The organism is Pseudundibacterium arcticum (assembly GCF_042646465.1).
GTDB lineage: Bacteria > Pseudomonadota > Gammaproteobacteria > Burkholderiales > Burkholderiaceae_D > Undibacterium_A > Undibacterium_A arcticum.
In genome coordinates this window covers 26,646-40,580 of record NZ_JBHRTP010000018.1, presented here as the reverse complement: position 1 = coordinate 40,580, position 13,935 = coordinate 26,646, and the positions used below count along the sequence as shown (strand labels likewise).

The window sequence follows — 13,935 nt, the reverse complement described above, 5'->3', positions numbered from 1 at the left end:
AGATGACAATGAAATTCATGATCAAACCGCTCAGCGCAATGCTGCTGTTGGCGTCCAGCCTGAACTGTTATTCGGCTGAAAAAATCACCATTATGGTCGGCGGCATCGAAAAGCAAATCTATCTGCCGGCAAAACTGGCGGAACAACTGGGCTACCTGAAGGAAACCGGTCTCGAGATCGAGTTGCTGAGCGAGCCGGCCGGGGTCAATGCAGAAACCGAAATGCTGTCTGGCGCGGCGCAGGGCGTGGTGGGTTTCTATGACCACACGATAGACCTGCAGGCGCGGGGAAAACTTGTCGAATCCGTGGTGCAGTTCAGTCAGGCACCGGGTGAAGTGATCCTGGTCTCGAAAGCCGCCGCGAGCGCCATCAAATCCCCGGCCGACTTCAAAGGTAAAACCCTCGGCGTTACCGGCCTCGGTTCATCGACCAATTTTCTGACGCAATATCTGGCCGCCAAGGCCGGTGTCAAGAACAGCGAATTCACGACTTTGCCAGTCGGCGCCGGTTCCACCTTTATCGCGGCCATGGCACAAGGCAAGATCGATGCCGGCATGACGACCGAGCCGACCATCTCAAAACTGACTTCGTCCGGTGCCGCCAGCGTCCTGGTCGACTTGCGCACGATGAAGGAAACCGAGGCGGCGCTGGGCGGCGCCTATCCGGCTGCCTGCCTTTACATGCCGACCGCCTGGGTCAGCAGCCACAAGGAACAGGTGCAAAAGATTGTGACCGCCTTCGTCAAGACGCTCAAGTACATCAAGACGCATAGCGCCAAAGAGATCACGGAAAAGATGCCGCCTGACTATTACACGGCCAACAAGCAGATGTACATCGATGCGTTGGAGGGCAGCAAGCAGATGTTTACCGGCGATGGCGTGATGCCGGAAAGTGGTCCGGCGACCGTGCTCAAGGTACTCAACGGGTTTGACAAGGCAGTCCAGGGCAAGTCAATCAATTTGGCAAATACATTCACCACTGATTTTGTGAAGGCCGCAAGATAATGAAGAAGGTAGCAATTGAACTGACCAACGTAAGCCGGAAATTTATCAGCCCGGAAGGCAAGGTCACGCTGGCGCTCAAGGATTTCAGCCTGACCGTCAATGAAGGTGATTTCTGCGCCATCGTCGGTCCGACCGGATGCGGGAAGTCGACCACGCTTGGCATGATTACCGGTTTGAATCCGCCCTCGTCCGGTTCCGTCAAAGTGTTTGGCAAACCGGTGGTGGGGATCGATCCCAATATCGGTTTCGTGTTTCAGGCCGATGCCGTGTTCCCATGGAAAAACGTGATCGACAATGTGTCGATCGGCCCCATTTTCCGCGGCAAGGACCCGAAGACCGCCAGAGAGATGGCCGGCGAATGGGTGCGCAGGGTCGGCCTGTCCGGATTCGAATACCACTTCCCGCATCAACTGTCGGGCGGCATGCGCAAGCGTGTCGCACTGGCGCAGACCTTCATCAACGAGCCCAAGATTTTGTTGATGGACGAGCCCTTTTCCGCCCTGGATGTGCAGACGCGTGCGCTGATGCAGGATGAGCTGTTGGGGCTGTGGTCGGAGAAAAAGGCATCCGTGGTGTTCGTCACGCACGACATCGAAGAAGCCATCGCACTGGGCGATCGCGTGGTGGTGCTGAGCAAGGGACCCGGCATGGTCAAGAGCAGCTATGAAATCCCGCTCACGCGCCCACGCGATGTGTCGGAAGCGCGATATTCGAGCGAATTCATTCATCTATCAAAACAGATTTGGTCCGACTTAAAAGATGAAGTCCAAATTTAAAGCAGGGTCAAACACACTATGAATACAGCACCTTTATCCCGCATTGCGAACCAACCGGAAATTGTCGGCGAGGAGGAACGCAAGGCCATTGCCAAGGCCGTCAATCACCACCGCCTGGTCATTTTTCTGCGCCTCGCTTTCGCAATAGCGACGCTGGCCGGCTGGGAACTGGCGGTCAATTACGGGCTGATTGATCCGTTCTTCTTTTCCAAACCATCGGCCGTCTACGAACAATTGGCAACCTGGCTCACCGAAGGCACCGCACAAGGGCCCTTGTGGCGTGAACTGCTGGTGACCATGGAAGAGACGGTATTGGGCTTCCTGATCGGCAGCGTCCTCGGTATTTTCTTTGGCATCGCACTGGGCAGAAACAAGCTGATGGCCGATGTGTTCAGTATCTATATCAAAGTGGCCAATGCAATTCCGCGCGTGGTATTGGGTTCCATCTTCATCATCATTTTCGGTCTGGGCATGGGTTCCAAAGTCGCGCTGGCGGTCGTGATGGTATTTTTTGTGGTGTTCGGCAATGCCTTCCAGGGCGTCAGGGAAGCCGACAAGAACCTGATCGCGAATGCCTATATCCTGGGCGCGAACAAACGGCAGGTCACATTTTCGGTTGTGTTTCCGTCCGCGCTCACCTGGATCTTGGCCAGTCTGCATGTGAGTTTCGGTTTTGCACTGGTCGGTGCAGTCGTCGGCGAATTTCTGGGCGCGCGCCACGGCATCGGCTTGTTGATCGCCACTGCGCAAGGGACCTTCAACGCGGCTGGTGTTTTTGCGGCAATGATCGTGCTGGCAGTGGTGGCATTGGCCGCAGAATATCTGTTGACCGCCATAGAAAACAGATTATTGAAATGGCGCCCGACCCAGTTTGTTGAGCAGGGAATGTAACGGGACGTTTTCCGTGTGCACGCTTCCGGGAACAACGGAAAAAGGATCATGCGTTGGCGTCCGTCGACGCGCCCCGGCGCCGATGAAATCAAGCCGTCCTTGATCATCAGCGCGATGGTCTGGGTGGCAGCCGGCTGGGTGATGCCTGCCAACTCGGAAATCTGGCCGATGGTCAACGGTTCTGCCTCGATCAGCGCCCGCTGTCTCACCCCAGCGTTTGAAGCGGGTATATGTCGTGTGCCCGTTACCCAATTCAGCAGGCAAATCACGTCACGGAGAACCGGTGCGCACGATCCATAACACCGCCTCTAAAAACAAGCGATTATCTTGCGCCGTTGCACCAGGATCTCCAGATTTGCCTGGCAATAGGGGTTCCAGTTTTGCCCATTGGTCGTCTCGCAACAGCCTTCTGCTTTCCCGCATCTTCGGTATCCAATTATTCAAATACCGAATGTAAACACATTTTATTGATTGTTAACAGGCCCTAAGCTAATTCCAAGTTTAACTTTTTCAACGGGAAGCGGAAGTTGTTCATTGGCTTCTGCGATGTATCTTCCAACCGTCACTGTGCGTTTTGGGTAACGTCTATTTATCAATGAACCATACCAAGCAGCCAACCAAAGACCACATTAGGCAATGGCTAATGGATCGCCAGCGCAATCCTAGGCGGCTGCCAACTATGGAGCAGATCAAATCGGAACTGGGATGGCACTCCAGCCACTCGCCCAAGGGACAGACAGACACAGGGGAAAACCAAACTATTTTGGCGATCAAAGCACGTAGTGGGGCATTGCCATGATACGTCTGAAGGAAATTACGCAATATGGAATCTCACCAGAAGCACCAATGGACTAAAGACGATGTTACAACGGCTGTGCGCCGCAATGAATTTGTCCCTTTCTTCCAGCCAAAAATAGACCTTGCTACCGGCATTTCGTCGTGCGTGGAAATGCTTGCGCGCTGGGACCACCCTGAATTGGGGATTCTGCCGCCGAGCCAGTTTATCAAGCTGATAGAAAGCGCGGGATTGATTGACCAATTCACAGACAACCTGTTTCGGCAATCGTTAGCCAGCGCCGCTAACAGCGGTATGACCGGAAAGGACATTGGTATTGCAATCAACTTCTCTTCGCTGACGTTACAAGATCCGCAGGCACCGCGCCGCATATGTTCACTCTTAAATGAATATGGATTTCCTTTTGATCAGATCACAATTGAAGTCACGGAAAGCGCCACTCCCGAAAATTTATCTTCGGTGATCAAGTCCCTTACTACGCTTCGTTCGCAAGGATTCAAGATTTCCATCGATGATTTTGGAACCGGATATTCATCATTGAAACTGTTGAGCAAGATGCCGTTTACCGAATTAAAGATTGATCGGATGTTTGTAGCGGGTATTTCTGAGAACAAGAAGCTCACCGGCATTCTCGAGTCCATCGTGCATCTGGCCGAAAAACTGAACCTGAACACCGTCGCCGAAGGCATTGAAACAAAAGCGCAACTGGATTTCATTCGGAAGTTAGGTTGTAACGTTGGTCAAGGATTTTATCTGGGTTCTCCTGCGAGGGACTTCGAAGTAGTGAATGTAACGGAAGATGCTCGATTTGCCATGGCATAGTCAAATCTCTTTGTATGCCCCTACACCACCATTCTGGTTTACATGAACTTCATTATTTCGAACATTTTAAGAATGTCCTAGCAAAATGAATTTTTCAGAATTCGCCAACAGATAATGGCGCACCCGAGTCGGAGAAATGCTTCATGAATCGGAGGCAATCGCTCATAGCGGATTCGCAACCGGCGACGGGTCGAGCACTAACACTAAAATTAGAATCAAAGGAGAAAAAATGAAAGCCATACCTGCTGAACAGCTGATGCCGGCCAAGGAAGAAATATCCAACAAATTCTGGCCGCATGGCTGGTGGAAATTGATGGAAATGCGGGTTGGCGTAGTACCGTTACCGGTGTACTTGCTGTTGCTGGCATTGATGGCCGGATTTGTCGCCACAGGCAAAGTGCCGTCCGATATCTCGGTATCGATCGCGCTTCTGGCAGTGGGCGGTTTTTCTTGCGCAGAACTGGGTAAGCGGCTTCCCGTGATTCGGAATATCGGCGCCGCGGCAATTTTTGCGACCTTCATTCCATCCTACCTGGCATACAAGCATCTTTTACCTGACATTGTTTTAAAGAACGTCGTCGATTTCACCAAGTCGACAAATTTTCTGTATTTATTCATTGCTTCGATCATTGTCGGTAGCATCTTGAGCATGGATAGAGCCGTGCTTATCAAAGGCTTCGTCAAGATTTTTGTGCCGCTTGCCGCCGGTTCCGTCGTGGCAGGGATCGTCGGCACAGCCGTCGGTACTGCGCTGGGCTTGGGCGCTTACCATAGCTTCTTTTACATAGTCGTTCCGATCATGGCCGGCGGTGTCGGCGAGGGTGCCATTCCGCTATCAATTGGCTATTCTGGAATCTTGCATCAGGCGCAGGGTGACGTCTTCGCGCAGGTTCTGCCGCCTGTAATGCTGGGCAGCCTGACCGCAATCATGCTCGCCGGCATGCTGAACTTTGTGGGCAAGAAATACCCGCATCTCACTGGCGATGGCCGTTTGCAGCCAGGCGAGCATGACGAATTGCATCCAGCGCAGGAAGAAATTTCCGGTCATATGGATGTCGCCCATCTTGCGGCCGCAGGCATTACGGCGATCTCGCTCTACATGTTTGGATTGATGTGTTACAAGCTGTTCGATTTCCCGGCGCCGGTCGCCATGCTGTTTATTGCCGTGATTTTCAAGCTGTCGCGTGCAGTGTCGCCGCAATTGGAGCAAGGCTCTTTCGTTGTCTACAAGTTCTTTTCCACTGCGGTGACCTATCCGTTGCTATTTGCCATCGGCGTATCGATGACGCCTTGGGACAAGCTGGTGTCCGCATTCAATGTGCTCAATCTGATTACCATCGTATCGACGGTTGCCACCTTGATGGCGACAGGTTTCGTGGTCGGGCGATGGCTGAACATGTATCCGATTGAAACAGCGATTGTAAATGCCTGCCACAGCGGCCAGGGCGGCACCGGCGACGTGGCGATTTTGACGGCCGCGAACCGCATGCAAATGATGCCGTTTGCACAGATTGCGACACGCATTGGCGGCGCGATTGTCGTAACACTCACTCTGCTTGTCATGTCCCAGTTGAAATAAGTGTCTGATGCAAATTTTCGAGGCAGTCACATTTCAATGTTGACGTCGTTCCGCTCTACCATCAGGAACGCCCAGAAAATTTCCCGGAAGTCATATTGGCGGTCTTCGCCAATTTATTCGATTAACGAGTTCTAAAAGAAACTCCATGAAAAACACAATATTCACCCAAATTCCCGCAACGCTGATCCCCGGAGATGGTATCGGTCCAGAAGTGGTCGAGGCCACGGTCCAGATATTAGACGCTTTGGGATCTCCATTCTCCTGGGAAGTTCAACAGGCAGGAATGGCAGGCGTCAACAGTTGTGGCGACCCGTTGCCAGCGGCAACACTCGCGAGCATTCGCAAGAACAAACTGGCTCTCAAAGGACCATTAACCACGCCGATTGGCGAAGGCTTCCGATCCTCGAACGTGCGACTGCGTGAAGAGTTTCAACTCTATGCCAACGTAAGACCCGCACTGACTATTGTTCCTGGCCGTTACGAGAATATTGACTTGGTGCTTGTGCGGGAAAACATAGGCGGATTTTATGTGGCGCACGAATACTATATTCCGGTCGGCGACGATCCGCGAGCAGTCGCTGTCTCTACCGGGGTTAATACACGAGATGCCTGTAAGCGGATTGCGCGATTCGCCTTTGAATATGCCGTAAAGAATGGCCGCAAGAAAATCACCGTTGTTCACAAGGCTAACATTCTGAAGGCGCTGACCGGCATCTTTCTGGAAGCGGCTAGAGAAGTAGCGCGGGAATACGAGAATCAAGTGCAGATGAATGACATGATCGTCGATGCCTGTGCCATGCAGTTGGTGCTTAACCCCTGGCAGTTCGACATGCTTTTATGCACAAATTTGTTCGGAGACATTCTTTCGGATCAGTTGGCAGGCTTAGTTGGCGGGCTTGGCATGGCACCCGGTGCGAATGTCGGTGACGACACTGCGATATTCGAAGCTGTGCACGGATCTGCGCCGGACATTGCCGGCAAGGGCATCGCCAATCCCATTTCTTTGATGCTCGCTTCAGGTCTGATGCTTGAGCATGTTGGCCGACATGACCTCGCCCAACGACTGCGCACTGCGATTACCGAGACACTTAATAAGGACCACATTCGTACCGGCGATCTTAAGGGCACGGCATCTACTCGCCAGTTTGCAGATTCCATTGTGCGTCGGCTTGAGACGATCTAGTTTTCGATCCGTCGAACTGTGCAGCGGCGGAATGTGTCACCTTCGAGTTGATACGATCAAGGAACCTATTTTTAACACGCGTGGAGAATTATGATGCCAACGGAACGTTTCGAGTTCTTAGGGGCTGAAGAGCAAAAACTTGCCGCTCGCCTCGATATTCCAGCTGGAGAAACGCGCGCGTACGCTTTGTTCGCCCATTGCTTCACAGGCGGGAAAGACATTCTCGCAGCTAGTCGGATTGGACAGGCACTCGCTGCGTGCGGCATCGCGGTGTTGCGCTTCGACTTTACCGGTTTAGGTGGAAGTGAGGGAGAGTTTGCTAATACTAATTTTTCCTCAAACCTGACTGATCTGATCGCAGCGGCAAATTATTTACGACAGGCATATCGAGCCCCGTCCCTGCTGATCGGGCATAGCCTGGGCGGTTCGGCCGTTCTTGCAGCAGCCTCAAAAATACCCGAGGTACGCGGTGTTGTTACCATCGGTGCACCAAGTGATCCAGCACATGTCAAGGAACAGTTCCGTGCGCATCTAGATGAGATCCAGTCCAATGGCGAGGCCGAAGTTAAGCTCGGTGGACGGCCATTCTGAATCAAGCGACAGTTTCTCATCGACGCAGAGAAACAGCGATTGTTACATAAGATTTCGGAGTTTGATGGGGCGTTGATGGTAATGCACTCGCCGCAAGATCAGACAGTCGCGGTGCAGAATGCGACTCATATTTTCAGCGTTGCGAAGCACCCGAAAAGCTTCGTATCCTTAGATGATGCAGATCATCTTCTTACTCGCAAAAGCGATGCCTTGTATGCAGCAAACGTCATTGCGGCATGGAGTGAGCGTTATATCATTGATGACACGAAAAGAGTCTAGCGAGGTTAACCCCTTGATTTTCTTGGTGACCCGGGACGGAATCTAATTACTGACATAAGGTTCCATCGGCTGCGCGCATCGGTTTTACTGACTACGTAACCGCACGCGTCCCGCGGATCAGCAAACTACGCAACTATCTCAAGTCAATTAGGGGGGCGCAGAGGAGTCACACCTTCGCACCCTCTTAGAACCTGTTTGCTATCCGCAGCCTCAGTTGTACTGACTTAGCCATCAGCAAAGTCGGTTTTGGGTAGCTTGGGCAGCGGAGAAACCGAAATTTATCGATGTAATTTTGCTCTTTTTGTAAACAATTAAGCGAGGCAGCACTTTTGTCGTCATTTAACTGAACGAGGCAGCGCATGCGGACCTGACTTCTGATATGACATAAAGCTGAAGAATCAAGTTTCAAACCGGCACCAAATAAAATCGGCCACTAAGCCGCACTTGGTTTTTGAGGCTGCCCAAATTAGGTGGAATTTAATTGGACACCACTGATATGAAAACTATTGCAAGCCCTTTTCCGAACAAGTATGTTGCTCTAAAAAACTATCAGGAGACGACCGTGCTGCGCTTTTTACCCTTGCTATTGAGCCTCATTCTGAGCAGTCTGAGCGCATTTGCCGCTACAGACAATAAGATCATCATCGGTCAGTCGGTAGAATTATCCGGGCAGGCAACGGGCAGGGAAAACATGCTCGGTGCCCAACTGTATTTCAACCGGATCAATGCCCAGGGCGGCATTTATGGCCGGCAAATCGAACTGATCAGTTACGACGACCAACGCGATCCGCGTAAAACCAAAGAAAACACTTTGAAGCTGATCAACGAGAGCCATGCGCTGGCGCTATTCGGCTATCGCAGCACGCCCACGGTCGAGGCGATATTGCCGCTGCTGGAAAAAAACAAGATCCCCTTGATCGCCCCTTTTTCTGGCGCGCAATCTCTGTACAAACCACTACATCCCTATGTTTTCAACCTGCGTGCCAGCTATCAGGAAGAAGCGGCAAAAATGGTGGAGTCGCTGGCCACACTACAGATCAACAAAGTCGCCATCCTGCATCAGGACGACACATTCGGCAAGGATGGCTTGGCCGGATTTGAAAAAAACCTTGCAGCGCGGCAGCTCAAACCTGCCGTCATCGCCGAATACAGCCGCAAGGATTTGAACGTCGCTGCGGCGGTCGCCAGTATCGCCGCCGCCAATCCGCAAGCGGTGCTGATGGCTTGCACGCCGAACGCCTGCGCCGATTTCATCAAAAAAATGCGGGCATCCGGTCATTCACCACAATTCATGATGCTCTCGAATGTCAATTCGGAAGAGTTCTTTGCCTCCCTTGGCAAGGATGGACGCGGCATCGGTGTCATGCAAGTCACGCCATCGCCGAACAACGTCGGTGTGACTGTCGTGCACGAGTTCCAGCGTGCGCTGAAGACAGCAAATCATCCGCCACCCGCCACCGATGCAGTGGAGGAAGGGTTTATCGCCGCCAAACTGTTGGCCGAAGGTCTGCGCCGTGCTGGTGCCAATCCCAGCGCGGAAAAACTGGTGGCTGCGCTGGAAGCCATGCACGATGTCGATCTAGGGGGCGTGCTCGTCAACTATAGCGCCAGCAACCATGACGGTTCACATTTTGTGGAGTTGAGCATTGTCGGCCAAAATGGCAGACTGATTAGGTAGTACATCGCAGCAAATTGCTGATGTCTTTGCTAGTCTCACCATTGACCTCACTCTCGTTGGACTTGACTTTGTGTACGTGGGCATTCGAGAGTAAGACGAGTCGCAGAGATCAAGACGACATCGTGCTCTACAGAGTAGGCAAGTTCAGGCGTGCGGCGGCGCGGGAGAAGCCGTTCAATCGGACATTCCGTGAATCGCGCATCCCTCGGCATGTCGTCATCATCGAGCGGCTCCGGCGTACACAGGCACGAAATTACCCGCGGAACGCGGACCCTGATTTCGCCCAGGCCAGTAGCGAAGTCGCGCGGCCGCCAATCCTTGATTCGGTGGTAAGTGCTGCAGTGCCGACAGCGTCGTCGCCTTGACCTGCCCCCTTGAATTAGTACGGCAAGAATGTAGAGTCTGCCCTTAGTGACCGCAGACTCTATGTCGATGCCGGACTAATTAGGGGAGCAGGTCAGCCTGGCGTCATAGGCGTGGATCTGGTCCTGGGCAATTGCGCGCTGAAGGACGGCGAGTAGCTGGCGTGCCTCAGCGATTGACAAGCCAAAGTCTAGCGCGAGCGATGGGGTTCCCGTAGAAGCTCACCTTACGTAATCGCTGGGGTGGTGCCGATCGATTACGGCGCCGACAGCGACTTCGCTGCTGCTACCAACCAGGGAAGGCTGCCTGCAGCGCAATTGTTAGGTGCGGTGTCGAGACCTGGATTGCCTCTGCTGAACCAGTAAATAACGATAGATCGCAGCGTTGAACCGGAGTATTGCAAAACCGAGCGCGATCGTCGTAAACGTTGAGCAATTTAACGGCACTGGGCTAAAAACTGGGACCGGAAACGCCTAGGACATTCATAAATGGAATAACTTATATGTTGAACTGAAATTGGATATATAGCTTGTCCTCCCCTATTCTGATATTGCAGTGCAGCAAAGCAGAATTCAGATAAGGAGTTCACCATGTTTAGATTCCCTTTCACCGCCCATTCCCAAAACAGTGTTCAAGTCGCTAATGCAACAGGTGGGAGCAAAGACGGCACCGTGGGTCTGTTTGCCACTTTGTGGATGTTTTTCAAGCCCCTTGTAGTAGTGAAAACGCAGCGTCCTGAGTTACGCGATATCACCGCAGACGAATTGACAGAACAGCCTGCTAGCAGCGGCCCTTTTGTTAGTTTTTTCAAGCAGTTGGTGAAAAGTAGCGAGCGCAGAGAAGCGGAACGTCAGGAAGCCTACTTTGCTGAGTCGGTCGACATTTACGATCTAGAATACCGCATGCGCGCTCTTGATCGGAAAAACCAAACCAAGCCTACATGGTTGGTGATCCCGCCCAGCTGAAGAGAAAATAGAAGATGCCGCTGATCGGCTTGCTCGGCTGCGTGAGATTGATCGCCGCATCCGGTTTTTAACCAAGCGCCTGGATATTGCCGAGGTAGTCGATCCAAGCGTACATCACGGTCACGACCAGGTTTTTTTCGGCGCTACCGTAACTTACGAAACCCAGGCGGGCGAAGAGCATGTGGTGACCATTGTCGGCATCGATGAAATTGATCCGTTGAACGGCAAGATTAGCTGGATTTCCCCTGTCGCACGAGCGCTCACCAAGGCGCGTGAAGGCGATTCGGTGATACTGCAAACCCCGGGGAGGATGGAAGAGTTGTCCATCCTTGAGGTGCAACATCCCGAGCCATAGTGCATCACCTGTGACCAATAACTAGAATGATCGATGCGTCGGCGGCGCAGTCGTTACTGACTGTGACTGAGAAGATTTTCCCGTTGAAACAAAAGCAGATCACTACACATTTTTTATGGCTATTGTTTATTCCAGTTTGAACCATCCTTTGCGCGTGCCTTTGGCTGCAGAGGTGCACTCGCGTCCCTTCTTGCGCCTAGTCGCCCAGGAGAGCCTCACGCACCTGGCGGTCTATGATCGGGAAGGCAGCAATGCCAGTAGCTCCAATTCAGCTACGCAACACGCAATCCTGACGGCCTTGTGTACCCACTTTGGCGTGGCAGCTCCGGGCAGTGATGCCAAATGCTTCTTCCACGACTTTGGCCGGTTTCGCCTGAAGTGGGAATGTCATACCGAGTTTGCGACCTATACCTTTGCGGAGAGCCAGGAGGGCAGTCTGTCTGTTGTCGACGCGTTTGATCGGGTGCCGATACTGCACGTGCCGCAGGAGTGGCTGGTCAGCCTGCAAGGGAAGATCATGGTGGCGGCGCATGTGGTGCTGGACCAGGGGAGTGCGGCCAGTGAACCGTCGGCCGAGATGCGGCGCGTGTTTGACGGCAATGTGCTGGCCGGCAGCAAGGTCTTGCAAGGAGGAGAGATCTGGACGGATTTCGTCATCCAGTCCGATGGTTTTACCCGCTTTGTGGTGCGCGATAACGGCTTGCGCGATCAACAAGCTGGGCGTTTGGTGCAGCGTGTGCTGGAAATTGAAACCTACCGGATGATGGCGCTCTTGGGCTTGCCCCATGCGCAACACGCAACGCCGATGCTGAGTGCGATTGAAGGTGAGCTGGCAACCTTGACGGCGGCGATGACCGATACTGACGAGGCGATCGCTGAAGCGTTGTCGCGTGCCGTCGATGATGAAAAGGAATTACTGCGCAGCATTACCGGTTTGGCGGCACGCCTTGAAAAATTGTCGCTGGACAATAGCTACCGTTTTTCGGCCTCCAAGGCCTATTTCCGGCTGGTGCGGGCGCGCATCCAGGAATTACGTGAAATCCGAATTGAAGGCGTACCGACGGTGGATGAATTCATGGATCGACGATTGGCGCCGGCGATGAGTACCTGCGAGTCGATTGCGCGCCGACAGGAAGCGTTGGCCGGGCGCATCGCACACACCAATGATTTGTTGCGCACGCGCGTCGGTATCGTGCAAGAGCAGCAAAACCGCAAGATTCTGGAGTCCATGAACCGGCGTGCAGCGCAACAATTACGCTTGCAGCAGGCGGTCGAGGGCTTGTCGGTGGTGGCGATTTCTTACTACCTGGCGGGCTTGTTCAACTACGCCGGCAAGGCCTTAAAAGCGGCGGGGTGGCTGATCAATCCGGACATGGCGACCGGCATGCTGATCCCGGTGATTGCCTCTGGCGTATGGCTGGGTTTGCGTCAGGTATACAAAGGGGTGAACAAGCACACCGACGCGGTCGCGCCTAGTGTGAGCGCGCTTTATAAGGCGGCTGAGTCTTAGCCGCGCTCACGCAGCAAGCGGGTGACGCCCGGGATGCAGCGTACATGAAGGAGTGACGCTTGCAGAGTCACCACATTGATTGAGATCCGAAGGGCGTGTAGGTTGTGTCGCGTTAATTTTTGTGAGTACGATTCAGCTATGCTTGGCTCCTCCCAAGTAACGGCTTGACATGAGATGCTCGATATCAAAAGAATGCGATTCCCTATAGATGTGATTTTGGTCTGCATTCGTTGGTACGCAGCGTATCCATTGAGTTACCGGCATCTCGAAGAAATCATGGAGGAACGCGGCGTGTGTGTCGATCACTCATCGATCAATCGCCGGGCGATCCGGTTTCTCCCATTGCTTGAAGCCGTCTTTCGCAAGCACAAGCGTCCGGTCGGTAAAAGCTGGCGTATGGATGAAACATATATAAAGGTGAAAGGCGTCTGGAAATATCTCTATCGTGCGGTTGATAAAGAAGGCCAGACGGTTGATTTTTTATTGACCGCAAAGCGGGATACTGCCGCTGCCAGGCGGTTCTTCGAAAAAGCGAATCCGCTGACATCATTGCCCGACGACATCGAACGCACCAGCAAGCTGGCCGCCGCACTGGATGGTCCGACCTTGCTGGTTGGCCATTCGTACGGCGGTGTCGTGATCACCGGCGCCGGCCACGTCCCGAATGTGGTCGGTCTGGTGTATGTCGCCGCGTTCGCGCCCGACGAAGGTGAAACCCCCGGCGGCATCTTCGCGCTGCGGGAACCGCCACCGGGCGCTGCCATTATCCGCCCGGACGAAAGCGGATTCCTGTGGCTGGACCCTGACCAGTTCCACGCCAATTTCTGTCAGGATCTCGACGCGACAGAAGCCCTGGTAATGGCGCTCACACAGAAGCCGATCGCCGCGCGCTGCTTCGATGACAAGTCCGGCCCGCCGGCCTGGAAAGTCAAACCGAGCTGGTATCAGGTCTCGGCGAACGATCGCATGATCCCGCCGGAAACCGAGCGCTGGTTCGTGGAGCGGATGAAACCGAAAAAAACCATCACGCTGCAAGCGGGACATGCATCCTTGGCCTCGCACGCGACCGACATTGTGGCACTGATCGAGGAAGCCGCCGCCTCCTTTACCTGACTGACCGTTTCGGCGCTGTGCACTCGACAC

Annotated in this window: 12 protein-coding genes and 4 pseudogenes; 13 read left to right on the top strand and 3 right to left on the bottom strand. The window is 53.4% G+C overall.

The genetic code is table 11. From position 1 onward, the window contains the following. The first annotated feature begins 8 nt into the window (after positions 1-8). The 3 genes from ACFOFO_RS06425 to ACFOFO_RS06415 are packed head-to-tail and all read left to right on the top strand — an operon-like array spanning position 9 to position 2,671. Complete coding sequence (locus tag ACFOFO_RS06425) at positions 9-1,004, top strand: ABC transporter substrate-binding protein (protein ID WP_390321736.1); 996 nt, start codon at positions 9-11, stop codon at positions 1,002-1,004. After that, positions 1,004-1,780 carry an ABC transporter ATP-binding protein gene (locus tag ACFOFO_RS06420; RefSeq protein ID WP_390321739.1) on the top strand — a complete coding sequence of 259 codons (777 nt, stop codon included), beginning with the start codon at positions 1,004-1,006 and terminating at the stop codon, positions 1,778-1,780. Before ACFOFO_RS06425 ends, ACFOFO_RS06420 begins: the two co-directional genes overlap by 1 nt. A gap of 18 nt (positions 1,781-1,798) precedes the next feature. After that, the gene (locus ACFOFO_RS06415) at positions 1,799-2,671 is read left to right on the top strand and encodes an ABC transporter permease (protein ID WP_390321741.1); all 873 of its coding nucleotides are present in this window, start codon (positions 1,799-1,801) and stop codon (positions 2,669-2,671) included. Positions 2,672-2,784: 113 nt separating this feature from the next. Here ACFOFO_RS06415 and ACFOFO_RS06410 read toward each other — a convergent pair. After that, positions 2,785-2,880, bottom strand: a pseudogene (locus ACFOFO_RS06410) (MarR family transcriptional regulator); the annotation flags it as partial. A 1-nt stretch (position 2,881) separates the two neighbouring features. Further along, positions 2,882-3,094: pseudogene (locus ACFOFO_RS06405) on the bottom strand (transposase); the annotation flags it as partial. Positions 3,095-3,494: 400 nt separating this feature from the next. On the opposite strand from ACFOFO_RS06405, the gene ACFOFO_RS06400 reads away from it, so the two are divergent. Next, on the top strand, positions 3,495-4,289 hold the full coding sequence (locus ACFOFO_RS06400) for an EAL domain-containing protein (RefSeq protein ID WP_390321744.1): 795 nt from the start codon (positions 3,495-3,497) through the stop codon (positions 4,287-4,289). Positions 4,290-4,366: 77 nt separating this feature from the next. On the opposite strand, the pseudogene ACFOFO_RS06395 reads toward ACFOFO_RS06400, so the two are convergent. Then, positions 4,367-4,474 (bottom strand): annotated as a pseudogene (locus ACFOFO_RS06395) (IS5/IS1182 family transposase); the annotation flags it as partial. Between the two features lie 44 nt (positions 4,475-4,518). On the opposite strand from ACFOFO_RS06395, the gene ACFOFO_RS06390 reads away from it, so the two are divergent. The 9 genes and pseudogenes from ACFOFO_RS06390 to ACFOFO_RS06350 all read left to right on the top strand — a co-directional run bounded on the left by ACFOFO_RS06390 (position 4,519) and on the right by ACFOFO_RS06350 (position 13,905). Next, positions 4,519-5,868 (top strand): 2-hydroxycarboxylate transporter family protein, encoded by a 1,350-nt coding sequence (locus tag ACFOFO_RS06390; RefSeq protein WP_390321746.1) that lies wholly within the window; start codon positions 4,519-4,521, stop codon positions 5,866-5,868. A gap of 145 nt (positions 5,869-6,013) precedes the next feature. Next, positions 6,014-7,051, top strand: coding sequence for an isocitrate/isopropylmalate dehydrogenase family protein (locus ACFOFO_RS06385; protein ID WP_390321748.1), 1,038 nt, complete (start codon positions 6,014-6,016; stop codon positions 7,049-7,051). Between the two features lie 90 nt (positions 7,052-7,141). Continuing rightward, positions 7,142-7,642 (top strand): alpha/beta hydrolase family protein, encoded by a 501-nt coding sequence (locus tag ACFOFO_RS06380; RefSeq protein WP_390331167.1) that lies wholly within the window; start codon positions 7,142-7,144, stop codon positions 7,640-7,642. Between the two features lie 39 nt (positions 7,643-7,681). Next, positions 7,682-7,921, top strand: a complete 240-nt coding sequence (locus tag ACFOFO_RS06375) for a hypothetical protein (RefSeq protein ID WP_390321752.1) — start codon at positions 7,682-7,684, stop codon at positions 7,919-7,921. A gap of 562 nt (positions 7,922-8,483) precedes the next feature. Then, a complete protein-coding gene (locus ACFOFO_RS06370) occupies positions 8,484-9,599 on the top strand; it encodes an ABC transporter substrate-binding protein (RefSeq protein ID WP_390331166.1) in 1,116 nt (371 codons plus the stop codon). A gap of 953 nt (positions 9,600-10,552) precedes the next feature. Then, positions 10,553-10,927: a DUF3563 family protein gene (locus ACFOFO_RS06365; protein ID WP_390321754.1), complete on the top strand. Its 375-nt coding sequence runs from the start codon at positions 10,553-10,555 to the stop codon at positions 10,925-10,927. 34 nt (positions 10,928-10,961) lie between these two features. Continuing rightward, positions 10,962-11,282 (top strand): annotated as a pseudogene (locus ACFOFO_RS06360) (GreA/GreB family elongation factor); the annotation flags it as partial. A 115-nt stretch (positions 11,283-11,397) separates the two neighbouring features. Then, a complete protein-coding gene (locus tag ACFOFO_RS06355; RefSeq protein ID WP_390331164.1) occupies positions 11,398-12,792 on the top strand; it encodes a DUF3422 family protein in 1,395 nt (464 codons plus the stop codon). Between the two features lie 174 nt (positions 12,793-12,966). Continuing rightward, positions 12,967-13,905: an IS6 family transposase gene (locus ACFOFO_RS06350; protein WP_390331162.1), complete on the top strand. Its 939-nt coding sequence runs from the start codon at positions 12,967-12,969 to the stop codon at positions 13,903-13,905. The last annotated feature ends 30 nt before the right edge of the window (positions 13,906-13,935 follow it).